Source organism: Rhodococcus sp. 14-2496-1d, assembly GCF_002259365.1.
Lineage (GTDB): Bacteria > Actinomycetota > Actinomycetes > Mycobacteriales > Mycobacteriaceae > Rhodococcoides.
This window is the reverse complement of the sequence record NZ_NPFV01000018.1, coordinates 52,346-71,138: the sequence shown is the minus strand read 5'-3', so window position 1 is coordinate 71,138 and position 18,793 is coordinate 52,346. Positions and strand designations below refer to the sequence as shown.

The following is an 18,793-nucleotide window of genomic DNA, read 5'->3' as shown; positions in this document are numbered from 1 at the left end:
CCGAAGTGAACAACGCGAGAATCGTGCGAGCAGTCGTCGTAGTGACGATCGGATACGCCATCGTGCTGGCGATCTGGATCGGCTGGCTGATGAAGCGAACCCCGCCCGGGACGCTTCCGTACCAGCTGGCGGCCCTGGTCGCCGGATTCGGCGCGGCCCTCGGCCTGGCCATGATGCTCGCGGGACGACCGACGCGTGAGCAGAAGGAACTGATCGAACACGGCGTCGAAGGATGGGCGACGGTCGATGCGATCCGTCGCATCGACGAGAACACCGCCGAGTTGGACCTCGAATTCACCGTGCCCGGCTCGAGCAGCTACTTCGGCAAGATCGTCTACGACGTCCCCCGCTCGGACACCTCGCGGTTCGAGCCGGGCACCGTCATCGCCGTTCGCGTCGACCCCGCCCACCGCGAGCGAGTGCTGCTGCTACCCCGAAGCGAGGGCTTCGACGAGTAGGACCTGCGCCGCGACGTAGGTCGACAGGACTATGGCCTCCGCGGTCCGCCGCTGACGATCCTCGGTCAGGAACAGTCGGCGGAAGACGATCAGTGCGTCGGATGCAGTGAACAAGGCACCGCCGATCATCAGCCGTCGATCGCCGCCGCGGGAGACAGAACGAGCAGACAGGGTCGACGTGGTCGCGAGCACCGCACCGTACGCGATCAGGGTCGACGCCACCGCGGGCTGTCGCCTGGCCAGTAGCGTCGCCGCGGCCGCCCATCCGGCGTACCGCGGAACGGCGTCGATCAGTGCCGGACGCGCACCCTTGCGGTACAGCAGATACGTATAACTGCCCTGCATCACGGCGAACGCACGCGCACCCCATTCCAGAGCGGAGTCGTCGTCCGGGTCGATCAGTAGAACGTCGCCGATCGTTGCGGCCGCGAGACCAGCCGTGAGCACCCGATCTCGGCCCGGATCGAGGCCGCTCGCCAGGGCCGGGACTATCAGAGGCTTGGCCATGCGCTGCAACGGTATCGACCCCGTCCAGGCACCGACCACGGTCACCGCACCTGCTATCAGCGCGGCCGCACGAGCCCGCCGAACCCGACCGACAACCATCGCAGACCTCCACCCGAACATCTCGTCACAGTGAGCATCACATGTGACGCTGACCCCTATCGCTTGATACTCGCAGGTTGCGTCGCCATCGTGGAAAGGTCGGTCGGATCATTTCGAGGCAGTGGGGACCAGCATGCGCCGCAAACTCACCGGGCAGGACAGTTCGGGCCGCTCCGCGTTCGCAGGCCACCCCAACCCGTTGCTCCGCGACTGTGACGTTCGCCAGGCTCGCATCAAGCACTGGGTGACCGCACTGCTGATCCTCATGGTTCCGGTGTCGCTGTGGATCGGTGCCGCCGCCCACACCGATCAACAACAGCGACTCGAGGACCAGAAGACCTCGATTCGCCAGGTCACCGCGACCACCACCGCCGCCGCCGAATCCACACCCGTCGCATCGACCGAATTCGGCGCGTCCGGCGCAGCGGCGACCGCCGTCGACTCACGGTGGGTCTACCGAGGCGTCGAGCACACCGGACGCGTCAGCGTGGACACCGGATCACCCGTCGGCACCACCACGCAGATCTGGGTCGACGACAGCGGCAACCCGAGCATGCGGCCACTGACCTCGTCGGACGTCGTGGCCGCGTCGATCTTCAACACCATCGGTAGCTGGGTGCTCGTGGCATCGATTCTCATCGGCTTCCATCACCTGATGCGCTTTCGCTACGACGGTCATCGGGACGCCGAGTGGGACCGCGACATCGCCGCTCTCCTCCGCCAGTACTGACGCGACCCCCGGTGCCCTTCCGCAGGTCACCTGTGCCGTTGCATTAGATAGTTAGTGTAAGTAACAATAAATCGGTGAGTCACTCCGACGCAGACATCCGGGACCTTCTGTCGCAATTGGTCACCAGCTCGTCACGTTTCGTCCGATTGGCCGCACGGTTCGGCAGCGACGAATGGCCGAGAGCGTGGATGCGGGCGCTGTCGTTGCTCGAGGAATATCAGCCCCTGCGCATCAGCACGTTCGCCGAGCTGGACCGCTGCTCCCAACCGTCGGCGACGGCCTTGCTCGCCAAGCTGAGCAAGAGCGGCCTCGTCACCCGAACCGCCGATCCCGACGATTCCCGTGCCGTCCTCATCGAGATGACCGACGACGGCCACCGATGGCTCGCCGCGAGTCGACGCCACATCGTCGACGGACTGGTGCCGTACCTGTCCGACCGCGACCCGGAACAGATCCAGAAACTGACCGACGGACTGAGCGAGCTTCGCAGCATCCTCGAGCCCGTCGATCGCGGAATGAGAGGAACCTCTTCGTGACCACCAGCACCTCCCCCGACAGCCTGCTGAAGCAACCGCGAGCGGTGTGGGCCGTCGCGTTCGCCAGCGTCATCGCCTTCATGGGCATCGGCCTCGTCGATCCCATCCTCAAGCCCATCGGTGAACAACTCGATGCCTCGCCGTCTCAGGTGTCGTTGCTGTTCACCAGCTACATGCTCGTGACCGGATTCGCGATGCTGATCACCGGGGTCGTGTCGAGCCGCTTCGGACCCAAGCGCACCCTGCTGGCCGGACTGGCGATCATCGTCGTCTTCGCGGCTCTCGCGGGCACGTCCGGATCGGTCGGCGAGATCATCGGTTTCCGCGCAGGCTGGGGACTGGGCAATGCCCTGTTCATCGCGACGGCGCTCTCGACCATCGTCGGTGCCGCATCGGGAGGTGTCGCTCGCGCGATCATCCTCTACGAGGCCGCTCTGGGTATCGGTATCGCCACCGGACCCCTCGTCGGTGGCGTTCTCGGCGGGTTCAGCTGGCGCGGACCGTTCTTCGGCGTTGCCGCACTGATGGCCGTCGCGTTCATCCTGCTCATCGTCATGCTGCCGGACACCCCGAAGCCCGCGCACACCACCTCGATCCTCGACCCGTTCCGCGCGCTTCGTCACCGCGGCCTGCTCACCGTCGGCATCACCGCGCTGCTCTACAACTACGGATTCTTCACCCTCCTCGCCTACACCCCGTTCCCGTTGGACATGGGCACGTACTCCATCGGCTTCATCTTCTTCGGCTGGGGCCTGTGCCTGGCGATCGCATCGGTGTTCGTGGCACCGAAACTGCAGCGGGCCTTCGGAACGCTGAACATGATGATGCTCGCGTTGCTGCTGTTCGCCCTCGACCTGGCCGCCATGGCGATGTTCACCGAGAACAAGATCGTCCTCATCGTGGGAACCGTCGTGGCCGGGCTGTTCCTCGGCGTCAACAACACGCTGATCACCGAGACCGTGATGATCTCGGCACCGGTCGAGCGCTCGACGGCGTCGGCGGCCTACAGTTTCGTTCGCTTCACCGGCGGGGCCGCGGCTCCTTACCTGGCCGGCAAATTGGGCGAGTCGAACATGCACGTCCCGTTCTGGGTGGGTGCCGCCTGCACCGCTCTCGCCATCGTGGTCCTGGCGACCGGCCGGAAGGTGCTCGCTCATGTCGACGACCACGAACCCGCACCTCACAGCATCGACGAGGCCCGGGCCGTGACGGTCGGCGACTGAAATACCTTCACCTGAACAGGTTTTCGCGGCGGTCGAGATCTTCGGATCTCGACCGCCGTTGGCTTTCGCAATTCTCACTCGTCACATGAGTCCCATCAGTAACACTTTCATAACCAATTCTCAGGTAAAGGCTTGAAGGGTTCCCGAGACCGGCCGGTTGGTTTACGGTCACGTCAACACGGTTGTTCGTGTGACTCACCAACTACACCCGTTCCGCGTGGGAGGGCGGGTGCGCGCAGCACTCTGCTGCCACTGACCGAAGGGCCACAATCTCCATGTCGCAGAAGTCGATCGCCAGGTCCAAGAGGGCGCGCCTCGCCGCTGCCGGGGCCGCCATGGCACTGTCCCTCTCCATCGCTGCACCGGGAATTGCCAGTGCGCAGGATCAGACACCCGAAAGCTCCGCAGTCGAGCAGCCGGCCACCGAGGGCGGCACCGAATCCGGAGCTCCCACCACCGAGGAGGGCGCAGCGGTCGAAGGATCCGCCACCGTCGACGCGCAGATCGAAGCACCTGCTCCGGCCGTCACGCCGGAAGACGCCGCAGCCGCAGCGGCCGCAGCCGTCCCGGCCCCCGAGCTACCGTCGACCATCCGCCCGCTGCCCCAGGTCACCGGCGGCGTCGTCTTCAACGACGACGGCACCGCGACGGTCAACCTCGACGTCATCCCGCAGCTGTCCGACGCGGAGAGGCAGGCGATCGCCGACGCCGAAGCGGCCAGCAAGCTTGCCGCCGAAGCATCTGCCGCCGCTCAGGTGCGCCTCGAGACCGCCAAGGCCGCCGACACCGCCGCGAGTAACGACGCCACCAAGGCCGAGGTCGCTGCAGCCGAGGCCGACGTCAAGGCCAAGGCTGCCGTCACGGCCGCCGCATCGGCCAAGGTCCAAAGCGAGGCCGCGAGTGCTGCGGTCACCGCAGCCAAGAAGGACGCTGCCGAGCTCGAGACCGCGGCCGGCGAGGCCAAGGCGGCAGCGGACCAGGCCGCAGCCGACGCGAAGACGGCGGAGGATCTGGCTGTCGAGCTCGAAGCCGCAGCGGTATCGGGCGACCCCGAAGCCACCGCCGCAGCTGCGGCCGCCCGCGCCGACGCGAACGCGAAGGCCGAGCTCGCCGCCAGCGCCAAGGTCGAGGCCGATGCGTCGACCAAGGCCGTCGAGGACTCCCTCCAGGCACTGCAGGACTCGTTCAAGAACTTCAACCTCGCCAAGGTCGCTGCCGCCACCAGGGCCGCAGCTGCCACCGCGGCCAAGTCGCTGGCCTTGCACATCGAGGCTCAGACCGCAGCTGCCGTGGCCGCGATGGCCGAGCAGAACGCCAAGAACCTCGAAGCCGCAGCCGAGGCTGCCGCAGGCGAGGAGACCGAATCGCAGAAGGCTGCAGCCGACGCCCGAACAGCAGCCGATGCGGCCAAGGCCGACGCCGACGCCAAGGCAGAAGCGGCAACCGCAGCCCAGGCCGCACTCGACGCCGCCCCGTCGGACGCGGACATCGCGGCACTGCAGAAGACGGCCGACGACGCCGCGCAGGCAGTTCTGGACGCCGACGCCGCGGTTGTCGCCGCCGATGCAGATCTGGCAGCCAAGACCGAGGCAGCCGCGGCAGCCAAGGCCAAGGCGACGGAGGCCGCGGACGCCCTGGCAGCCGTACAGGCCGACGTCGATGCCGCCAAGGCCGATGCCGACGCGAAGGCCAAGGCCGAGGCCGATCTGAAGGCCGCAGCAGCCGAACTGGCCGCCAGCGGACCGAAATTCGAGTGGACGATCAACCTCGGAAATGTTGTCCGCGAGGACGTTCCGGTCACCGAGATCGACGAGAACACCGTCGTCGTCGACGAGACCGGAGTGTCACTGGTCGGTGTCAGGAACGAGGACGGATCGTTCACCGTCGCGGACTACTTCACCACCGACGAGAACGGTGTCGTCAGCGTTGCCGGCGATCTGCCGCCGGTCGATCTCGCTCTCGGCGATTCCTCCGACGAGGCATCGGGCGGGTCGGACAGCTCGTCCAACACCCCGGTGATCCTGGCCGGAGTCGGCGTGGTCGTGGTCGCGGCAGCAGGCGGAGCGTTCTACCTGCGTCGCCGCAGCTCCACCGATGCCACCTCGTAGAACCCGCTGGCTGTGGACGGCGATCCTGACCCTCGCTCTACTCGTATCAGGTTGTGCGAGTGACGAAGTCGGGATCGCCGCACCCGATCGCTCGCCCGTGCAGTCACAGATCTCGGTGGCTGCACCGGCGAGCGACGTCGCTCCCGCTCAGCCGGAACACATCGAACTCCGATCCTCGGACGGCACGACCTACCTGAGCAGCCCGATCCATCCCGACCCGCTCTACCGCGGCGGCGACAGTGGCCAGGTGCTGAACCCGGTCGACGAACTGCCCGCGTGGTGGGCCGAGAGCGGAATGCCGGGAACCTCGACCGAACAAACGGTAGTGGTTGCCGGACATAACTACTCGAAGCGTGACGCCCCGTTCAAGGCGTTGCGGGTAGTGACCCCGGGCGACACCGTCGTGTTGCGCACCCCGAGCGGCACCTTGCAGTACGCGGTCGAATCGGTCGGCCCTCTACCGAAGGGATCTCTGCTCGCGGACAACGAACTCCGACGCTCGGTACCGGGACGATTGATCCTCGCCAACTGCGACGTCCAGGGCGGCGAACCCACCGACGACAACTTCGTCGTCGTCGCGCAACTCGTTCGCTGACAAGCCCTTTCGAAGCCAGGGGCTACAGGCCGAGGTCCGCCAGGCCGAGGAGGGATCGATATTCGAGCCCCTCTGCGGCGATGACCTCGTCCGCCCCGGTCGCCCGATCGACCACCGTGGCCACGCCGACGACCGTCGCTCCCGCGTCCCGCAGAGCCTGCACGGCAGTGAGCGGAGAATTTCCGGTGGTCGTCGTATCCTCCACCACCAGAACACGTTTGCCGACGATGTCCGGACCCTCGATCCGACGCTGCATGCCGTGCGCCTTCGCGGCCTTGCGCACCACGAACGCATCGATCGGACGCCCCTGCGCATGCATGATCGACATCGCCACCGGATCTGCACCCATCGTCAGACCGCCGACCGACACGAAATCCCAGTCGGCAACCAGATCACGCATCAACGAACCGATCAGCGCGCCTGCCCGATGATGCAGAGTCGCGCGACGAAGATCGACGTAGTAGTCGGCTTCCTTGCCCGACGACAACGTCACCTTCCCATGCACGACGGCAAGCTCTTTCACCAAATCGGCCAGTTCCTGCCGGTCCGAATTCGCGGCACTGTCGGCCATGTTCGGATTCCTCTCGTCGCACCACGGATCTTCGATAGGTCGGTACGAACTTACCCACCGACCCGCGCAGGCGCTCCCGCCGGCTCCGCTGATCGTTCTGCCACTAGGCAGCGATCTCGGCCGACTGCTGCTCGTCGAGCAGTTCCTTGGTCTCCACGAACGGTTCCGGTGCGGTCAACGAACGAGCCCTGGCGACGAGCGAGGACGGGAACGTGCCGATCGCCTGCGACAACCGATACGCGTTGTCGTTGTACACCCGCACCGCGCCTGCGATACGGCGCTCGGTGACGTTCAGTTCACCGGCCGGGCCTTGAAACGACCAATTGCCCAACGCGTTCCGGCGCGCATCGGCATCGGCGAGCACGGCGTGAAACGCGGCGGACAGGGCGTTCTCGGCGGCGGCCTGCGCCTGCAGACCCAGGCTGCGATCGCGCACGGCCTTGGACCACGAACGTGCACCGCCGAGCTGACGCAGCAGATCGGCGGACAGCCCGGTGGCCTCCGCGGCGGCGAGGAACGGGCCCAACTGCTCGTGACGCCGATCGAGCTCGACATCGACCAGCCGCAGACTCTGCTCCGTCTGATCGCTGTATCGACCGAGTCGACGCACCGCGACCACCACGTAACCGACCACGTAACCGACCACGACAATGAGGACCAGGACTGCCACGACAACAACCGAAGAAACCGTCACGAGGTACGAATTTAGCCGCGTAAGCGCGTCTGCGCCCGTAAACACGCCCGAACTTCGATCACGGCTGATTGCGTCGGCGGTCCGAGTCGAACGGAATCGGACGCGAGACGGGCGGACGTGGCACCGGACGCGACGGATTCGCCCTACTTGCGGCCTGCGGGCCGGCAGCATCGGGCCTCGGCGGACGCGGCCTGCGCCCCGGCTCCTGCGGACGCGGCTCCTGCACACGAGGTTCCTGAACACGGGGTTCCTGGATACGCGGTTCCTGGATACGGGGTTCATGGATACGGGGCTCGGCGGCGCGAGGAGGCCGCACCCTCGGCTCAGGCGTCTTGGGTGCTGGGGTTCTGGGCTCGGCGACGGGCGGCTCCGGGCGTCGAACCGCCTGAATACGGGGTTCGGCCACACGAGGCCGAGGATTCTGTGCCACGGGTGCTTGCTGCGTGGGTGCCTCGTGCACCGACGGCCTACCGGGATCACTCCGATCATCACCGGGGCGAGCGCCGTAGACCGCGCTTCCGCGAACCGGCGGCAGCACGTGCAACATGCCCGACAGTCTCGCGACCGCGTCGATCGCGGCATCCCAATCGCGACCGACACTGCCGAGCGGCAGTGACCCGAGCGTCCAGTCCTTCTCGCTCCACAGCAGCTGCAGATTCTCCGGGATGGACTCGGTGAACGCTGCCATCCGCTGGTCGCAGACACGCCGAGCGATATCGACGTCGGTTGCGAACACCACGCGTGGGCCGATGGAACCGAGCAGTTCCATGTCCTCGTCGCGCGGCGGTGGCGTCGAGCGGGGCCGAAGATCGATGTCGACATCCGAACCGACCGAGCGTTGCACGGCCACGATCGTGCCTGTCTCCTCGACGTCGAAGAGAACGAACTCCTCACCGCGTCGAACGCCGGTCACCACTCCGAGAGCCACGTCGAACTCCGGCTTGGACAGGGCAGCGCGCGAGAACCGCGTGACCAGTTCTCGATCGTGCGGTCGGTACTCGTATCCCTGAGCCTTGGCCCACATCTGCCGTACACGTCCGGACCGATCTCGCTTGGACCTGTCGATGTAGAGCAGGGCCACTGCACCCATCAGTGCAATTGCCGCAAGGCCGAACCACATTGCCGTCATCGCGAACCACCTTAATCGACATCGACACCTTCGCCGCCCACCACCGCCGGGGCCTGTGAACCGTCCCTACTGCGACGCGGGTTGCCTAACCACCCAGACTCGGCGTTTCGATGATGACGTTCGCGCGAATCGTTCCGTCCTGGACGGCCTCGCCCTGCACCACGACGAATGCACCGACGGTCAGCGACGCCAGATCGCTACCGGACAACGAGATTATCTGGGTCTGGGGTGTGGTCTGCACCGTGACCGGGGCCCCGTCGAGACCGTCGAGCGTCAGAGTCGAGCCGTCGTTGGCGGTGATCGTTCCCACCGACGAGCCGAGCTGGCCGAGAATCTCGGGAATTCCCCCAGGGATCAGCTCGGGTGTGGTGGCCGTGCCCGATTCGGTGGGCTGCGGCGTGGTCGTGGGCGCAGTCGAGGTGGGCGGCCGGATCGAGGTCGACGGCGCAGTCGCCGTGGTCTCGGGCTCGTCCGATCCCCCGCTCAGGAAGGAAATGCCGAACACCACGACGATGGCGAGAACGACGAGTCCGATGAGCGCCAGAACCCACGGTCGGGGCCCCTTGCTGCCGGAATCGGCGTCGTTCGGTCCTTCGGTGGGAGGTGGGGCACCGTACTCCGGCGGCTGTCCGAACTGCTGAGTGTGGCCGAACTGCTGAGTGTGGCCGTACTGCGCAGTGTCGTAGCCCGGAGCCTGCCCGTACTGCTGGGGTTGCCCGTACTGAGCAGTGTTGTACCCCGGCGCCTGGCCGTAACCCGGGGCCTGACCGTACTGCTGGGTCTGGCCGTAGGCCTGATTCGCCGCAGCCTGCTGCTCGGGGTCGTAAGGCGGAAACGCCTGCGTCGGCTGATACCCCGGCGGATACGCCTGCGGGTCCGGATTCTGGTAGGCCGCGTTCTCGTAGCCCGGGTTCTGATACGCCTGCGTCGGATATGCCTCGGTCGGGTGAGCGCCGTCGGGATTTTGCTGGGTTCCGGAGTACGGCCGACCGTCGTCCTGGGTCGGCTCGGACGACTCCGCCTGGCGCGCCGCGTCCTGATCGCGTTCTCGAGGTGACCGCGGGTCGTCCGGATTCGTCATTCCACGAGCGTACCCACCCGCTGCACCCCGGTCGAAGCACGAAACAGGCCCGCACGAGCAGCGCTCGTGCGGGCCTGTTCGGAAAGACCGCGGCTAGCCCAGGATCAGGTGCTCGCCATCCGGGCTGACGTTGACCGACACCACATCGCCGTCGTGGACTTCACCGGCGAGCAGCAACTTCGCCAGTTGATCCCCGATGGCCTGCTGGATCAGTCGACGAAGTGGACGCGCACCGTACAGCGGGTCGTAGCCGCGCACCGCGAGCCACATCTTCGCCGGCGACGACACCTCGAGCGTCAGGCGACGAGCCGACAGACGCTTGGCCAGGAAGCCGAGCTGGATGTCGACGATCGACTCGAGCTGATCCTCGGACAACGCGTCGAACACCACCACGTCGTCGAGTCGGTTGACGAACTCGGGCTTGAACGAACGCCGCACCGCGTCCATCACCTGCTCCTTGGTACCGCCGGCACCGAGGTTGGAGGTGAGGATCAGGATCGTGTTGCGGAAGTCGACGGTCCGGCCCTGGCCGTCGGTGAGACGGCCCTCGTCGAGCACTGCGAGCAGAATGTCGAACACGTCGGGGTGTGCCTTCTCGACCTCGTCGAAGAGCACCACCGTGTACGGCCGCCTGCGCACGGCTTCGGTCAACTGTCCGCCGGCCTCGTAGCCCACGTAACCCGGAGGTGCACCGACGAGCCGAGCGACGGCATGCTTCTCGCTGTACTCACTCATGTCGATGCGCACCATCGCCCGTTCGTCGTCGAACAGGAACTCCGCCAACGCCTTCGCCAGCTCGGTCTTACCGACGCCGGTGGGGCCGAGGAAGAGGAACGATCCCGTCGGACGGTTGGGATCGGCCACCCCGGCACGGGAGCGCCGGACCGCGTCGGACACCGCTTGTACGGCGTCCTTCTGTCCGACGACTCGCTTGCCGAGTTCGTCCTCCATGCGGAGCAGCTTGGCGGTCTCGCCTTCGAGCATCCGGCCGGCCGGGATTCCGGTCCAGGCCGCGACGACGTCGGCGACGTCGTCCGGTCCCACTTCCTCCTTGAGCATCACCTCGCCCTGAGCAGGAGAGTCCTCGGTCTTGGCGGCGAGCTCCTTCTCGAGCGTCGGGATGCGTCCGTAACGCAGCTCGGCGGCCTTGCCCAGATCGCCGTCGCGTTCGGCGCGGTCGGACTCCCCGCGCAGGTTCTCGAGCTCCTCCTTCAGGACTCGCACCGAGTCGATGGCGTTCTTCTCGTTCTGCCAGCGGGTGCTGAGCCCGGCGAGCTTCTCCTGAAGATCGGCCAGTTCCTGGCGGAGCTTGTCGAGGCGAGCCTTCGACGCGTCGTCGGTCTCCTTCGCCAGGGCCATCTCCTCGATTTCGAGGCGACGGACGGCCCGCTCCACCTCGTCGATCTCGACGGGGCGCGAGTCGATCTCCATGCGCAGCCGCGACGCGGCCTCGTCGACGAGGTCGATGGCCTTGTCCGGCAGGAAGCGGGCGGTGATGTACCGATCACTGAGCGTTGCCGCAGCGACCAGGGCGGAGTCCGTGATCCGGACGCCGTGATGCACCTCGTAGCGTTCCTTGAGTCCGCGCAGGATTCCGACGGTGTCCTCGACCGAGGGCTCTCCGACGTAGACCTGTTGGAAGCGTCGTTCGAGGGCAGCGTCCTTCTCGATGTACTTGCGGTACTCCTCGAGGGTCGTCGCACCGACCAGACGCAGTTCGCCGCGGGCCAGCATCGGCTTGATCATGTTGCCCGCGTCCATCGCGGACTCGCCGGTCGCGCCGGCACCGACGATGGTGTGCAGCTCGTCGATGAACGTGATGACCTGGCCCGCGGAGTTCTTGATGTCGTCGAGCACGGACTTGAGCCGCTCCTCGAACTCACCGCGGAACTTCGCCCCCGCGACCATGGAACCGAGGTCGAGAGAGACGACGGTCTTGCCGCGCAGGCTCTCCGGAACATCGCCTGCCACGACCCGTTGGGCGAGTCCTTCGACGATGGCCGTCTTGCCGACGCCGGGCTCGCCGATGAGCACCGGGTTGTTCTTGGTGCGTCGCGACAGGACCTGCACGACACGCCTGATCTCGGTGTCGCGCCCGATGACGGGATCGAGCTTGCCTTCGCGGGCCAGCGCGGTCAGGTCGGTGCTGTACTTCTCCAGCGCCTGGTAGGTGTTCTCGGGATCTGCGCTGGTGACCCGCGCGCTGCCACGGACGGCCTGGAAGGCGTCGCGCAATTCGTTGGGTCCGGCTCCGTGGCCGCTCAGAAGCTTGGCCACGTCGTCGTTGCCGGTCGCCAGGCCCACCATGAGGTGCTCGGTGGAGACGAACTCGTCGTCGAGTTCGGTGGCCAGGTGCTGCGCTGCGGTGATCGCGGCGAGGGTTTCACGGCCGAGTTGCGGAGTGGTGGTCGAGCCGGATGCCGAGGGCATGCGATCGACGAGGTTCTGCGCTTCTCGACGCACCGTTGCAGGGTCGACGCCGACGGCCTTCAACAAGGGTGTGGCGATGCCGTCGGTCTGATCGAGCAACGCCACCAACAAATGTGCCGGACGAATGTCCGGGTTACCGGCCGCGGATGCGGCCTGCAGGGCAGCAGAAAGCGCTGCCTGCGACTTCGTGGTGGGAGTGAAACTGTCCACCGGTCACCTTCTTTCTCGGATCGGGTTTCGTGACTGTCGCTGGGTACAACCATAGACAAGTTGAGTCTGTTCCGCTCAACCCTGATTTTCTTCGTGCGCGACTCTGCACATTCCGCACCGTGCGCGATACCCTCGATCGGTCTACTTTGGAGACGGTCGACGGCAGTGACCGGTGGGGCAATCGGTGGGGTGGAGGTAGATCGATGCTCGACGCACGCACGATCTCCCTGGTTCGCACCGGATTCAAGTCCGTCGTGGCCGCCCAGGACGGACCGGCGCGGCTGTCTCGGTCCTTCTACGGCCACCTGTTCGCCGAGCACCCCCACTTCCGCGCCCTGTTCCCCGCGTCGATGGATGCGTTGCGTGAACACTTCGTCATGGCGCTCGGGTACGTCTTCGAGCATCTCGACGACCCCGACCGCGTCGAACCGTTCCTCGAGCAACTCGGCCGGGACCACCGCAAGCACGGAATCTCGGGCGCGCACTTCCGTGCGGGCAGCTCGGCCCTGATCAGCGCGTTCCGCACCTTCGCCGGCAACGAGGTGTGGACCGACGAGGTCGAGACGGCCTGGAACGACACACTCACCGTCGTGAGCGACGCAATGGCCGAAGCCGCCGACAACGACGAACTGCCGCCGTTCTGGAGTGCCACCGTCGTCGAACATCATCGGCTTCTCGACGACCTCGCAGTCGTGCGGCTCAAGACCGACGGCGAAATTCCGTACTTCCCCGGGCAGTACGTCAGTGTGCAGATTCCGCAGCGGCCCAAGCTGTGGCGGTATCTGTCCCCGGCCATCCCCAGCAATCCGTACGGCGAGATCGAGTTCCACGTCCGACGCGTATCCGGGGGCTGGGTGTCGCCGGCGATGGTCACCGAGACCGCGGTCGGTGATCGCTGGTCCATCAGCCCGCCACTGGGCGGGATGCACGTCGATCGCGCGATCCGCGAGGACGTGCTGATGATCGCGGGAGGTACCGGCCTGGCTCCGCTGCGCGCGCAGGTCATGGAGATGGCGCAGCGCAGCAACAATCCGCGGGTGCATCTGTTCGTCAGCGGGAAGTATCCGTGCGATCTCTACGATCTGGACACGCTGTGGCAGCTGTCTCTGTCCAATCCGTGGCTGACGGTCGTTCCGGTGACCGAGGAGCTCGAGAATCCGTGGTGGTACTCGGGCACACCTCGCGAACTGCCATGGGGAATGCACCACCGTCTGCACGGCGCGGTGGGCAAGGTGGTGACCCAGTTCGGCTCGTGGGCCGATCGGCAGATTCAGATCTGTGGGTCGCCGTCGATGGTTCGGACGACGATCTACGCCCTCCGCAAGGTCGGCACACCGATGGAGCACATTCAGCACGATCCGTTCTGAATCACGTTGCGCTGCTCGGTTTTCAGCTCGACAAAGACTTCGGCGGCAGATCCTCGACGATTCCGCCCGCCACCAGGCGAGGAGTCCAGGTCTCGGTGATGAGCCTGCCGTCTCCGGTGATGATCGCGTCGGGATCGGGGTCGATCAGAATGGGATAGCCCGCGTCCGCGTCGGCCAGGACGTTCTGCACCAGAAGGTCGTTCTCGATGGTGTAGTGCACGCGAACCGGATGCAGATCCGAGTCGAAAGCCCATGGGCGGCCGATGAAGATCACCGCATCACCGGAATCGTCGAGTACCGACACCGAGCCGTCGTGCTCGAGCCGCAGGCTCCACCGAGGCGGCATGGACGTGACGAACTCGAAGCGGTGGGGCGCTCGGGTGTCGAGCAGGTGGATCATCAGCAGTGCACCGTCCCAGGGATCTCGTTGCGGGACAATCACTTCGAACGATCCACATTCGTAGAACCTGGATCCGAACGGACCCGGGATACCTGCGCCGAGATCGTCTGCGATGGCGAGTTCGAGCCGAACGAATCCGGAGCCGTCCTCGGCGCGGAGCATGATTCCCTCGGACGGGTGCGGCATGGGCGATTCGTCCCGCGGTGCGTAGGACAGCACTGCACGAAGCAGAGGCTCGACCACCTCCGCGTCACCGTCTCGTGAATCGAACGTTCGTCGTCGACGACCGGTCATCTCCACCCCCTCCGCCTGGCAAGACAGTCTGCCACCGAGGCTCCGATCACGCGCCCGATTCTGCGGAAAAGCATTCGTTCGATCCCGTTTCCCCGGGTACCCGGCCGCGCGGACTCGGCCCCGCACGTCACCCCCCTCATGAAACCGATCAGTCCGATTCTGGGACGGATTTCTGCAGGTCAGCCATGATTCGACGGGATCACGACAGCGGCTACTATGAGCCGGTTCGGTCCGTGGCGGACCGATCTGCCCGGGTGGGCAGCGGCTGTATCAGGAAGGCACACACATCCCCGATGTCCGCTGATTTCGCCGCACGTCTGAACCATCTGTTCGCCACGATCCACCCGCCCGGACGCAAGCCACACACCAATGCCGAGGTCGCCGACGCACTCGCCCTGCGCGGGCACCAGATCTCCAAGCCGTACATCTCGCAACTGCGGTCGGGGCAGCGCGTCAATCCGTCCGCCGACACCGTGGCGGCACTCGCCGCGTTCTTCAAGGTCAAGGCCGACTACTTCTTCGACAACATCTATGCGGCCAAGGTCGATCACGACCTCGAACTGCTCACCCAGCTGCAGGGATACGGCCTACGTCGCCTATCCGCCAGGGCATTCGACCTGTCCGAGGAATCTCAGAACCTGCTCAGCTCGATGGCCGAGAAGCTGCGCGTGAGCGAAGGACTTCCAGCGGTGCCGCCGGACAGCACCGTCTAGGATCCGGCTTTCGAGGCCGATACGGGTCGTTCCGCAGGCTGCACTCCCGCGGCCGCAATTCGCGCCTGCACTTCGGGACGCCTCAGTGGCGGCACCGTCGGCGGTGGCTGACGCCGCTCCGGGAGCGCGTCGAGGAGCCGGTGCGTCGTTGCCGTCACCTCGGCGACGGCAACCTCGAAGGCGTCACGGGTGGCGTCCGAGGTCTTCTGCACACCACTGATCTTGCGGACGTACTGACGCGCGGCCGCTTCGATCTCCTCGTCGGTTGCGTGTGGTTCCAGCCCTCGCAGGGTGGTGATGTTTCGGCACATGCATCGACGATAACCCCGCAGCTCACACCTCGAGAAGACCTGCCACGGCACGTAGACACACCGCACGAACCTGTTCTCGGCTCAGAGTTCTGCGCTCCACCCAGTCCAGGCACACCGCTCGCACGAAGGCCACCCACCCGCGCAGTGCGGTGCGGACAATCTCGTCGTCGCGGAATCCTTCGGGCAGAGCAGCCAGGATCCGCTCCTGCTGGATCTCGAACTCGCGCCTGAGGATGTCGTCGATCCGTCGGTCTCCCAGCAGAGACCCGCGGTTGACGGCGCGGACGCCGTGCGCGTGCTCGTCGGTGTAGGAGATGTATGCATCGAGACCGGCGGCGATCTGCTCGAGGACCGGAAGGGAGGTGTCCGGTGCGGTGAGGTCGAGGTTTCGCTCGGATTCGGTGCGCACGACCTCGACGAAGAATTCACGCTTGGACGGGAAGTAGTGGTACATCAACCCGCGGGAGACGCCTGCGAGGTCGGCGACCTCCTCGATCCACACGTCCTCGTAGGGCCGCTCGGCGAACAGCGCCGAGCCGATCTCGAGTAGCTGCGCACGCCGTTGCGTCGGCGTCATCCGCTTACGGGGTGTGGTCATGGGCCTCGAACTTTACTTGACACGGGTTCAACAGCGAGTACGGTCACTATTGAACACCGGTTCAACAGGCTTGTCTCGAAACGATGGAGTGGCGATGTCGACTGAGTTCGCGGTACGAAACGGCCCTCTGCCGCATCCCCCGTACCGAGTCCCCGTGCTCGGCGACATTCTCGGAATCAACCCGCGCACACCGGTTCAGGACTCGACCGCCATGGCCGGCCGCCTGGGCACCATGTTCGAGCGGAGCATCCTCGGTCGACGGTTCGTGTTCGCCTCGGGTGCCGATGTGGTGGGCGAACTGTGCGACGAGAAGCGGTTCGAGAAGTTTCTCCCTCCCGGCGTCGAGAATCTGCGCGACATCGGAGCCGACGGTCTGTTCACCGCCTACAACCACGAACCGAATTGGCAACGCGCCCACGATCTGTTGCGTCCGGCGTTCACCGCCGGTGCCATGCGCGGCTATCACGAGATCATGGTCGACGTCGCCGACGATCTGGTTCGGCACTGGGAAGGTTGCGCACGCACCGGGGCGACGACCGACGTGTCCTCGGACATGACGAAGCTGACGCTCGAGACGATCGGTCGTACCGGATTCAGTTACAGCTTCGGCTCGTTCGCGCGAACCGAGCCGCATCCGTTCGTCTCCGCGATGGTCGGCGCACTGACCTACAACCAGCGGCGGGCGATGCTCAGGGTTCCCGCGTTCGCGAAACCCTTGTTCGCCCGATCGGATCGCGCGTACGCGCAGAACAAACAGTATTTGGCCGACGTCCTCGCAGACGTCGTCCGAACTCGACGCCGGTCCACCGAGAACTTCGACGACCTGCTGCAGATCATGATGAACGCGGCACGCGACGTCGACAATCCGAATGCATTGAGCGAAGCCAACATCGGCTACCAGATCCTGACGTTCTTGATCGCCGGGCACGAGACCACCTCCGGTGCGCTGTCGTTCGCGCTGTACTACCTGGCGACACATCCGGAGGTCTTCGAACGGGCCCGCGCCGAGGTCGACGAGGTCTGGGGTGCGGGCAAACCCGAGTTCGGGCAGGTCCCCAAGCTACGGTACGTCCGCCGAGTCCTCGACGAATCGTTGCGCCTGTGGCCGACAGTTCCCGCGTTCGGCCGAGGAGCACGGGCCGAGACCACCGTCGGTGACGGCTACCGAATGGCGGCCGGGGACTGGGCGATCGTGCTGGTGACGGCCCTGCATCGCGATCCGGTGTGGGGCGATCGTCCCGGCGAGTTCGACCCGGACAACTTTCTACCCGACCGCATCAGGGCCAGACCGGCTCATGTCTACAAGCCCTTCGGTACCGGTGAACGCGCCTGCATCGGAAGGCAATTCGCCATTCACGAGGCGGTCCTGGTACTCGGAACCATTCTCCAGCGTTTCGATCTGCACGCCGACCCGTCGTACCGGCTTCAGGTCGTGGAGCGACTGACCATGATGCCCACGGGCTTTCGGGTGCAACCGTCGACTCGGCACTAGTCAGTCGGGCAACAGCGGAACCGAGATTCCCGGATCGCGTCCGAGAAGCACCCCACGAGTGAGCGATGTCGATCCGAACTTCTTGTGCACCCCGTCGAGCGCACGGTCGAGAGCCGATGCCTCCGGCGGCGTCCGCACCTGCGGTGCGTCGAACTGCAACTCGAGCTGTTCGGCTCCACCCTTGTCGATACTCGAGACGGTGACACCGACGAGGGTGATGCCCTTCTCGGCGATCAGCGGTGCGGCATCACGGAGCAGTTCGAGTGCGGCGTCCAGGATGTCTCGGGTGTCGGCGGTGGCGCGATCGAGCGTGTGCGATCTGGTGGCGCGAGTGAAGTCGGCAAACCGTAAGCGCAACATGACCGTTCGACCGGTTCGCTCTGCTGCGCGCATACGGTGCGTGACGCGATCGACGAGCCCGATCAACGAGGCCTCCACCTCGGCCGCGTCGTGCCTGCCGCGTCCGAGTGCCCGTTGTGCGCCGATGGAACTGCGTGACTTCCCGGGTTGGACGCGTCGCGGATCCCGGCCCATGGCGAGCGCGTACAGATGGGCGCCCACTCCCTTGCCGAGCACCGATGCCAACGACCGCTCGCCGTAGGCTGCGATATCCCCGACGGTCCTGATGTCGAGGACGTGCAGCTTCTCGGCGGTCACTTTGCCTACGCCCCAGAGCCTTTCGATGTTCAGCGGATGCAGGAACTCGAGTTCGGCACCGGGCGGCACGAGAAGAAGGCCGTCGGGCTTGGCGAAGGCACTGGCCACCTTGGCCAGAAACTTGGTGGTGGCGATCCCGACGGTGATGGGCAGCCCGACCTGCTCGGCGACGTCCCGGCGCAGTTGCCGACCGATCTCGGTCGCACTGCCCGCTATCTTCTGCAAGCCGCCGACGTCGAGAAATGCCTCGTCGATGGAGATGCCCTCCACCAGCGGGGTGGTGTCGTGGAAGACGTCGAACACGTCCTTGCTCGCCTGCGAATAGGCATCCATGCGTGGCGGGACGACGATCGCCTGCGGGCACACGGCGCGGGCCTGCCCACCGCTCATCGCCGTGCGTACCCCGAAAGCCTTGGCCTCGTAGCTGGCGGCGAGCACCACTCCCCCGCCGACGATCACCGGCCTGCCGCGCAACCGCGGGTCGTCACGCTGCTCCACCGAGGCATAGAAGGAGTCCAGATCGGCGTGCATGATGCTCGCCACGGGTCGGCCGCTGGACTCCACGAGTCCATGCTCGCATGAGCCACCGA

Annotated in this window: 19 protein-coding genes; 9 read left to right on the top strand and 10 right to left on the bottom strand. The window is 65.9% G+C overall.

Annotation, left to right across the window (positions count from 1 at the left end):
• Positions 1-5: 5 nt before the first annotated feature.
• The gene (locus CH296_RS13820) at positions 6-458 is read left to right on the top strand and encodes a hypothetical protein (protein ID WP_032397157.1); all 453 of its coding nucleotides are present in this window, start codon (positions 6-8) and stop codon (positions 456-458) included.
• Here CH296_RS13820 and CH296_RS13815 read toward each other — a convergent pair.
• Complete coding sequence (locus tag CH296_RS13815) at positions 429-1,064, bottom strand: lysoplasmalogenase family protein (protein ID WP_045198660.1); 636 nt, start codon at positions 1,062-1,064, stop codon at positions 429-431. The two genes, CH296_RS13820 and CH296_RS13815, sit on opposite strands and share 30 nt — an antisense overlap.
• A gap of 133 nt (positions 1,065-1,197) precedes the next feature.
• On the opposite strand from CH296_RS13815, the gene CH296_RS13810 reads away from it, so the two are divergent.
• The 5 genes from CH296_RS13810 (at position 1,198) to CH296_RS13790 (ending at position 6,256) form a co-directional block, all read left to right on the top strand.
• Entirely contained in the window at positions 1,198-1,794 is a 597-nt protein-coding gene (locus CH296_RS13810; protein WP_094685034.1) for a hypothetical protein, read from the top strand.
• A 74-nt stretch (positions 1,795-1,868) separates the two neighbouring features.
• On the top strand, positions 1,869-2,330 hold the full coding sequence (locus CH296_RS13805) for a MarR family winged helix-turn-helix transcriptional regulator (RefSeq protein ID WP_032397159.1): 462 nt from the start codon (positions 1,869-1,871) through the stop codon (positions 2,328-2,330).
• The gene (locus tag CH296_RS13800; protein WP_094685033.1) at positions 2,327-3,553 is read left to right on the top strand and encodes an MFS transporter; all 1,227 of its coding nucleotides are present in this window, start codon (positions 2,327-2,329) and stop codon (positions 3,551-3,553) included. The genes CH296_RS13805 and CH296_RS13800 overlap by 4 nt, the downstream gene beginning before the upstream one ends.
• Before the next feature lie 275 nt (positions 3,554-3,828).
• Positions 3,829-5,661 (top strand): hypothetical protein, encoded by a 1,833-nt coding sequence (locus tag CH296_RS13795; RefSeq protein WP_094685032.1) that lies wholly within the window; start codon positions 3,829-3,831, stop codon positions 5,659-5,661.
• Entirely contained in the window at positions 5,648-6,256 is a 609-nt protein-coding gene (locus CH296_RS13790; protein WP_094630979.1) for a class F sortase, read from the top strand. The genes CH296_RS13795 and CH296_RS13790 overlap by 14 nt, the downstream gene beginning before the upstream one ends.
• 22 nt (positions 6,257-6,278) lie before the next feature.
• On the opposite strand, the gene pyrE is transcribed toward CH296_RS13790, so the two are convergent.
• The 5 genes from pyrE to clpB all read right to left on the bottom strand — a co-directional run bounded on the left by pyrE (position 6,279) and on the right by clpB (position 12,371).
• Positions 6,279-6,827, bottom strand: coding sequence for an orotate phosphoribosyltransferase (gene pyrE / locus CH296_RS13785; RefSeq protein ID WP_032397163.1), 549 nt, complete (start codon positions 6,825-6,827; stop codon positions 6,279-6,281).
• A 103-nt stretch (positions 6,828-6,930) separates the two neighbouring features.
• Positions 6,931-7,521 carry a LemA family protein gene (locus tag CH296_RS13780; RefSeq protein WP_256980449.1) on the bottom strand — a complete coding sequence of 197 codons (591 nt, stop codon included), beginning with the start codon at positions 7,519-7,521 and terminating at the stop codon, positions 6,931-6,933.
• Positions 7,522-7,579: 58 nt separating this feature from the next.
• Entirely contained in the window at positions 7,580-8,650 is a 1,071-nt protein-coding gene (locus tag CH296_RS13775) for a hypothetical protein (protein ID WP_094685030.1), read from the bottom strand.
• An 85-nt stretch (positions 8,651-8,735) separates the two neighbouring features.
• Positions 8,736-9,731, bottom strand: a complete 996-nt coding sequence (locus CH296_RS13770) for a DUF5666 domain-containing protein (protein WP_094685029.1) — start codon at positions 9,729-9,731, stop codon at positions 8,736-8,738.
• A 93-nt stretch (positions 9,732-9,824) separates the two neighbouring features.
• On the bottom strand, positions 9,825-12,371 hold the full coding sequence (gene clpB / locus CH296_RS13765) for an ATP-dependent chaperone ClpB (RefSeq protein ID WP_094685028.1): 2,547 nt from the start codon (positions 12,369-12,371) through the stop codon (positions 9,825-9,827).
• Positions 12,372-12,574: 203 nt separating this feature from the next.
• Here clpB and CH296_RS13760 point away from each other — a divergent pair, with 203 nt between their 5' ends.
• Positions 12,575-13,738, top strand: coding sequence for a globin domain-containing protein (locus CH296_RS13760; RefSeq protein WP_094685027.1), 1,164 nt, complete (start codon positions 12,575-12,577; stop codon positions 13,736-13,738).
• A 22-nt stretch (positions 13,739-13,760) separates the two neighbouring features.
• On the opposite strand, the gene CH296_RS13755 is transcribed toward CH296_RS13760, so the two are convergent.
• Positions 13,761-14,432, bottom strand: a complete 672-nt coding sequence (locus CH296_RS13755; RefSeq protein ID WP_143544543.1) for a hypothetical protein — start codon at positions 14,430-14,432, stop codon at positions 13,761-13,763.
• Between the two features lie 293 nt (positions 14,433-14,725).
• Here CH296_RS13755 and CH296_RS13750 point away from each other — a divergent pair, with 293 nt between their 5' ends.
• Positions 14,726-15,145, top strand: a complete 420-nt coding sequence (locus CH296_RS13750) for a helix-turn-helix domain-containing protein (RefSeq protein WP_032397406.1) — start codon at positions 14,726-14,728, stop codon at positions 15,143-15,145.
• Here CH296_RS13750 and CH296_RS13745 read toward each other — a convergent pair.
• A complete protein-coding gene (locus CH296_RS13745; RefSeq protein WP_045198644.1) occupies positions 15,142-15,456 on the bottom strand; it encodes a DUF2277 domain-containing protein in 315 nt (104 codons plus the stop codon). The genes CH296_RS13750 and CH296_RS13745 overlap by 4 nt on opposite strands.
• A gap of 22 nt (positions 15,457-15,478) precedes the next feature.
• The gene (locus CH296_RS13740; RefSeq protein ID WP_045198642.1) at positions 15,479-16,054 is read right to left on the bottom strand and encodes a TetR/AcrR family transcriptional regulator; all 576 of its coding nucleotides are present in this window, start codon (positions 16,052-16,054) and stop codon (positions 15,479-15,481) included.
• A 94-nt stretch (positions 16,055-16,148) separates the two neighbouring features.
• Between CH296_RS13740 and CH296_RS13735 the strand changes: the two genes are divergently transcribed.
• The gene (locus CH296_RS13735; RefSeq protein ID WP_094659557.1) at positions 16,149-17,546 is read left to right on the top strand and encodes a cytochrome P450; all 1,398 of its coding nucleotides are present in this window, start codon (positions 16,149-16,151) and stop codon (positions 17,544-17,546) included.
• Here CH296_RS13735 and dinB read toward each other — a convergent pair whose 3' ends face one another.
• Positions 17,547-18,734, bottom strand: a complete 1,188-nt coding sequence (gene dinB / locus CH296_RS13730) for a DNA polymerase IV (protein ID WP_179277739.1) — start codon at positions 18,732-18,734, stop codon at positions 17,547-17,549.
• Between the last annotated feature and the right edge of the window lie 59 nt (positions 18,735-18,793).

Excerpts from the sequence above, each read along its gene's own strand:
- CH296_RS13815 (WP_045198660.1), bottom strand. The coding sequence starts at position 1,064 with ATGGTTGTCGGTCGGGTTCGGCGGGCTCGTGCGGCCGCGCTGATAGCA.
- CH296_RS13810 (WP_094685034.1), top strand. The coding sequence starts at position 1,198 with ATGCGCCGCAAACTCACCGGGCAGGACAGTTCGGGCCGCTCCGCGTTC.
- CH296_RS13795 (WP_094685032.1), top strand. The coding sequence starts at position 3,829 with ATGTCGCAGAAGTCGATCGCCAGGTCCAAGAGGGCGCGCCTCGCCGCT.
- CH296_RS13790 (WP_094630979.1), top strand. The coding sequence starts at position 5,648 with ATGCCACCTCGTAGAACCCGCTGGCTGTGGACGGCGATCCTGACCCTC.
- pyrE (WP_032397163.1), bottom strand. The coding sequence starts at position 6,827 with ATGGCCGACAGTGCCGCGAATTCGGACCGGCAGGAACTGGCCGATTTG.
- CH296_RS13775 (WP_094685030.1), bottom strand. The coding sequence starts at position 8,650 with ATGACGGCAATGTGGTTCGGCCTTGCGGCAATTGCACTGATGGGTGCA.
- CH296_RS13770 (WP_094685029.1), bottom strand. The coding sequence starts at position 9,731 with ATGACGAATCCGGACGACCCGCGGTCACCTCGAGAACGCGATCAGGAC.
- CH296_RS13760 (WP_094685027.1), top strand. The coding sequence starts at position 12,575 with ATGCTCGACGCACGCACGATCTCCCTGGTTCGCACCGGATTCAAGTCC.
- CH296_RS13755 (WP_143544543.1), bottom strand. The coding sequence starts at position 14,432 with ATGACCGGTCGTCGACGACGAACGTTCGATTCACGAGACGGTGACGCG.
- CH296_RS13750 (WP_032397406.1), top strand. The coding sequence starts at position 14,726 with ATGTCCGCTGATTTCGCCGCACGTCTGAACCATCTGTTCGCCACGATC.
- CH296_RS13745 (WP_045198644.1), bottom strand. The coding sequence starts at position 15,456 with ATGTGCCGAAACATCACCACCCTGCGAGGGCTGGAACCACACGCAACC.
- CH296_RS13740 (WP_045198642.1), bottom strand. The coding sequence starts at position 16,054 with ATGACCACACCCCGTAAGCGGATGACGCCGACGCAACGGCGTGCGCAG.
- CH296_RS13735 (WP_094659557.1), top strand. The coding sequence starts at position 16,149 with ATGTCGACTGAGTTCGCGGTACGAAACGGCCCTCTGCCGCATCCCCCG.
- dinB (WP_179277739.1), bottom strand. The coding sequence starts at position 18,734 with ATGCACGCCGATCTGGACTCCTTCTATGCCTCGGTGGAGCAGCGTGAC.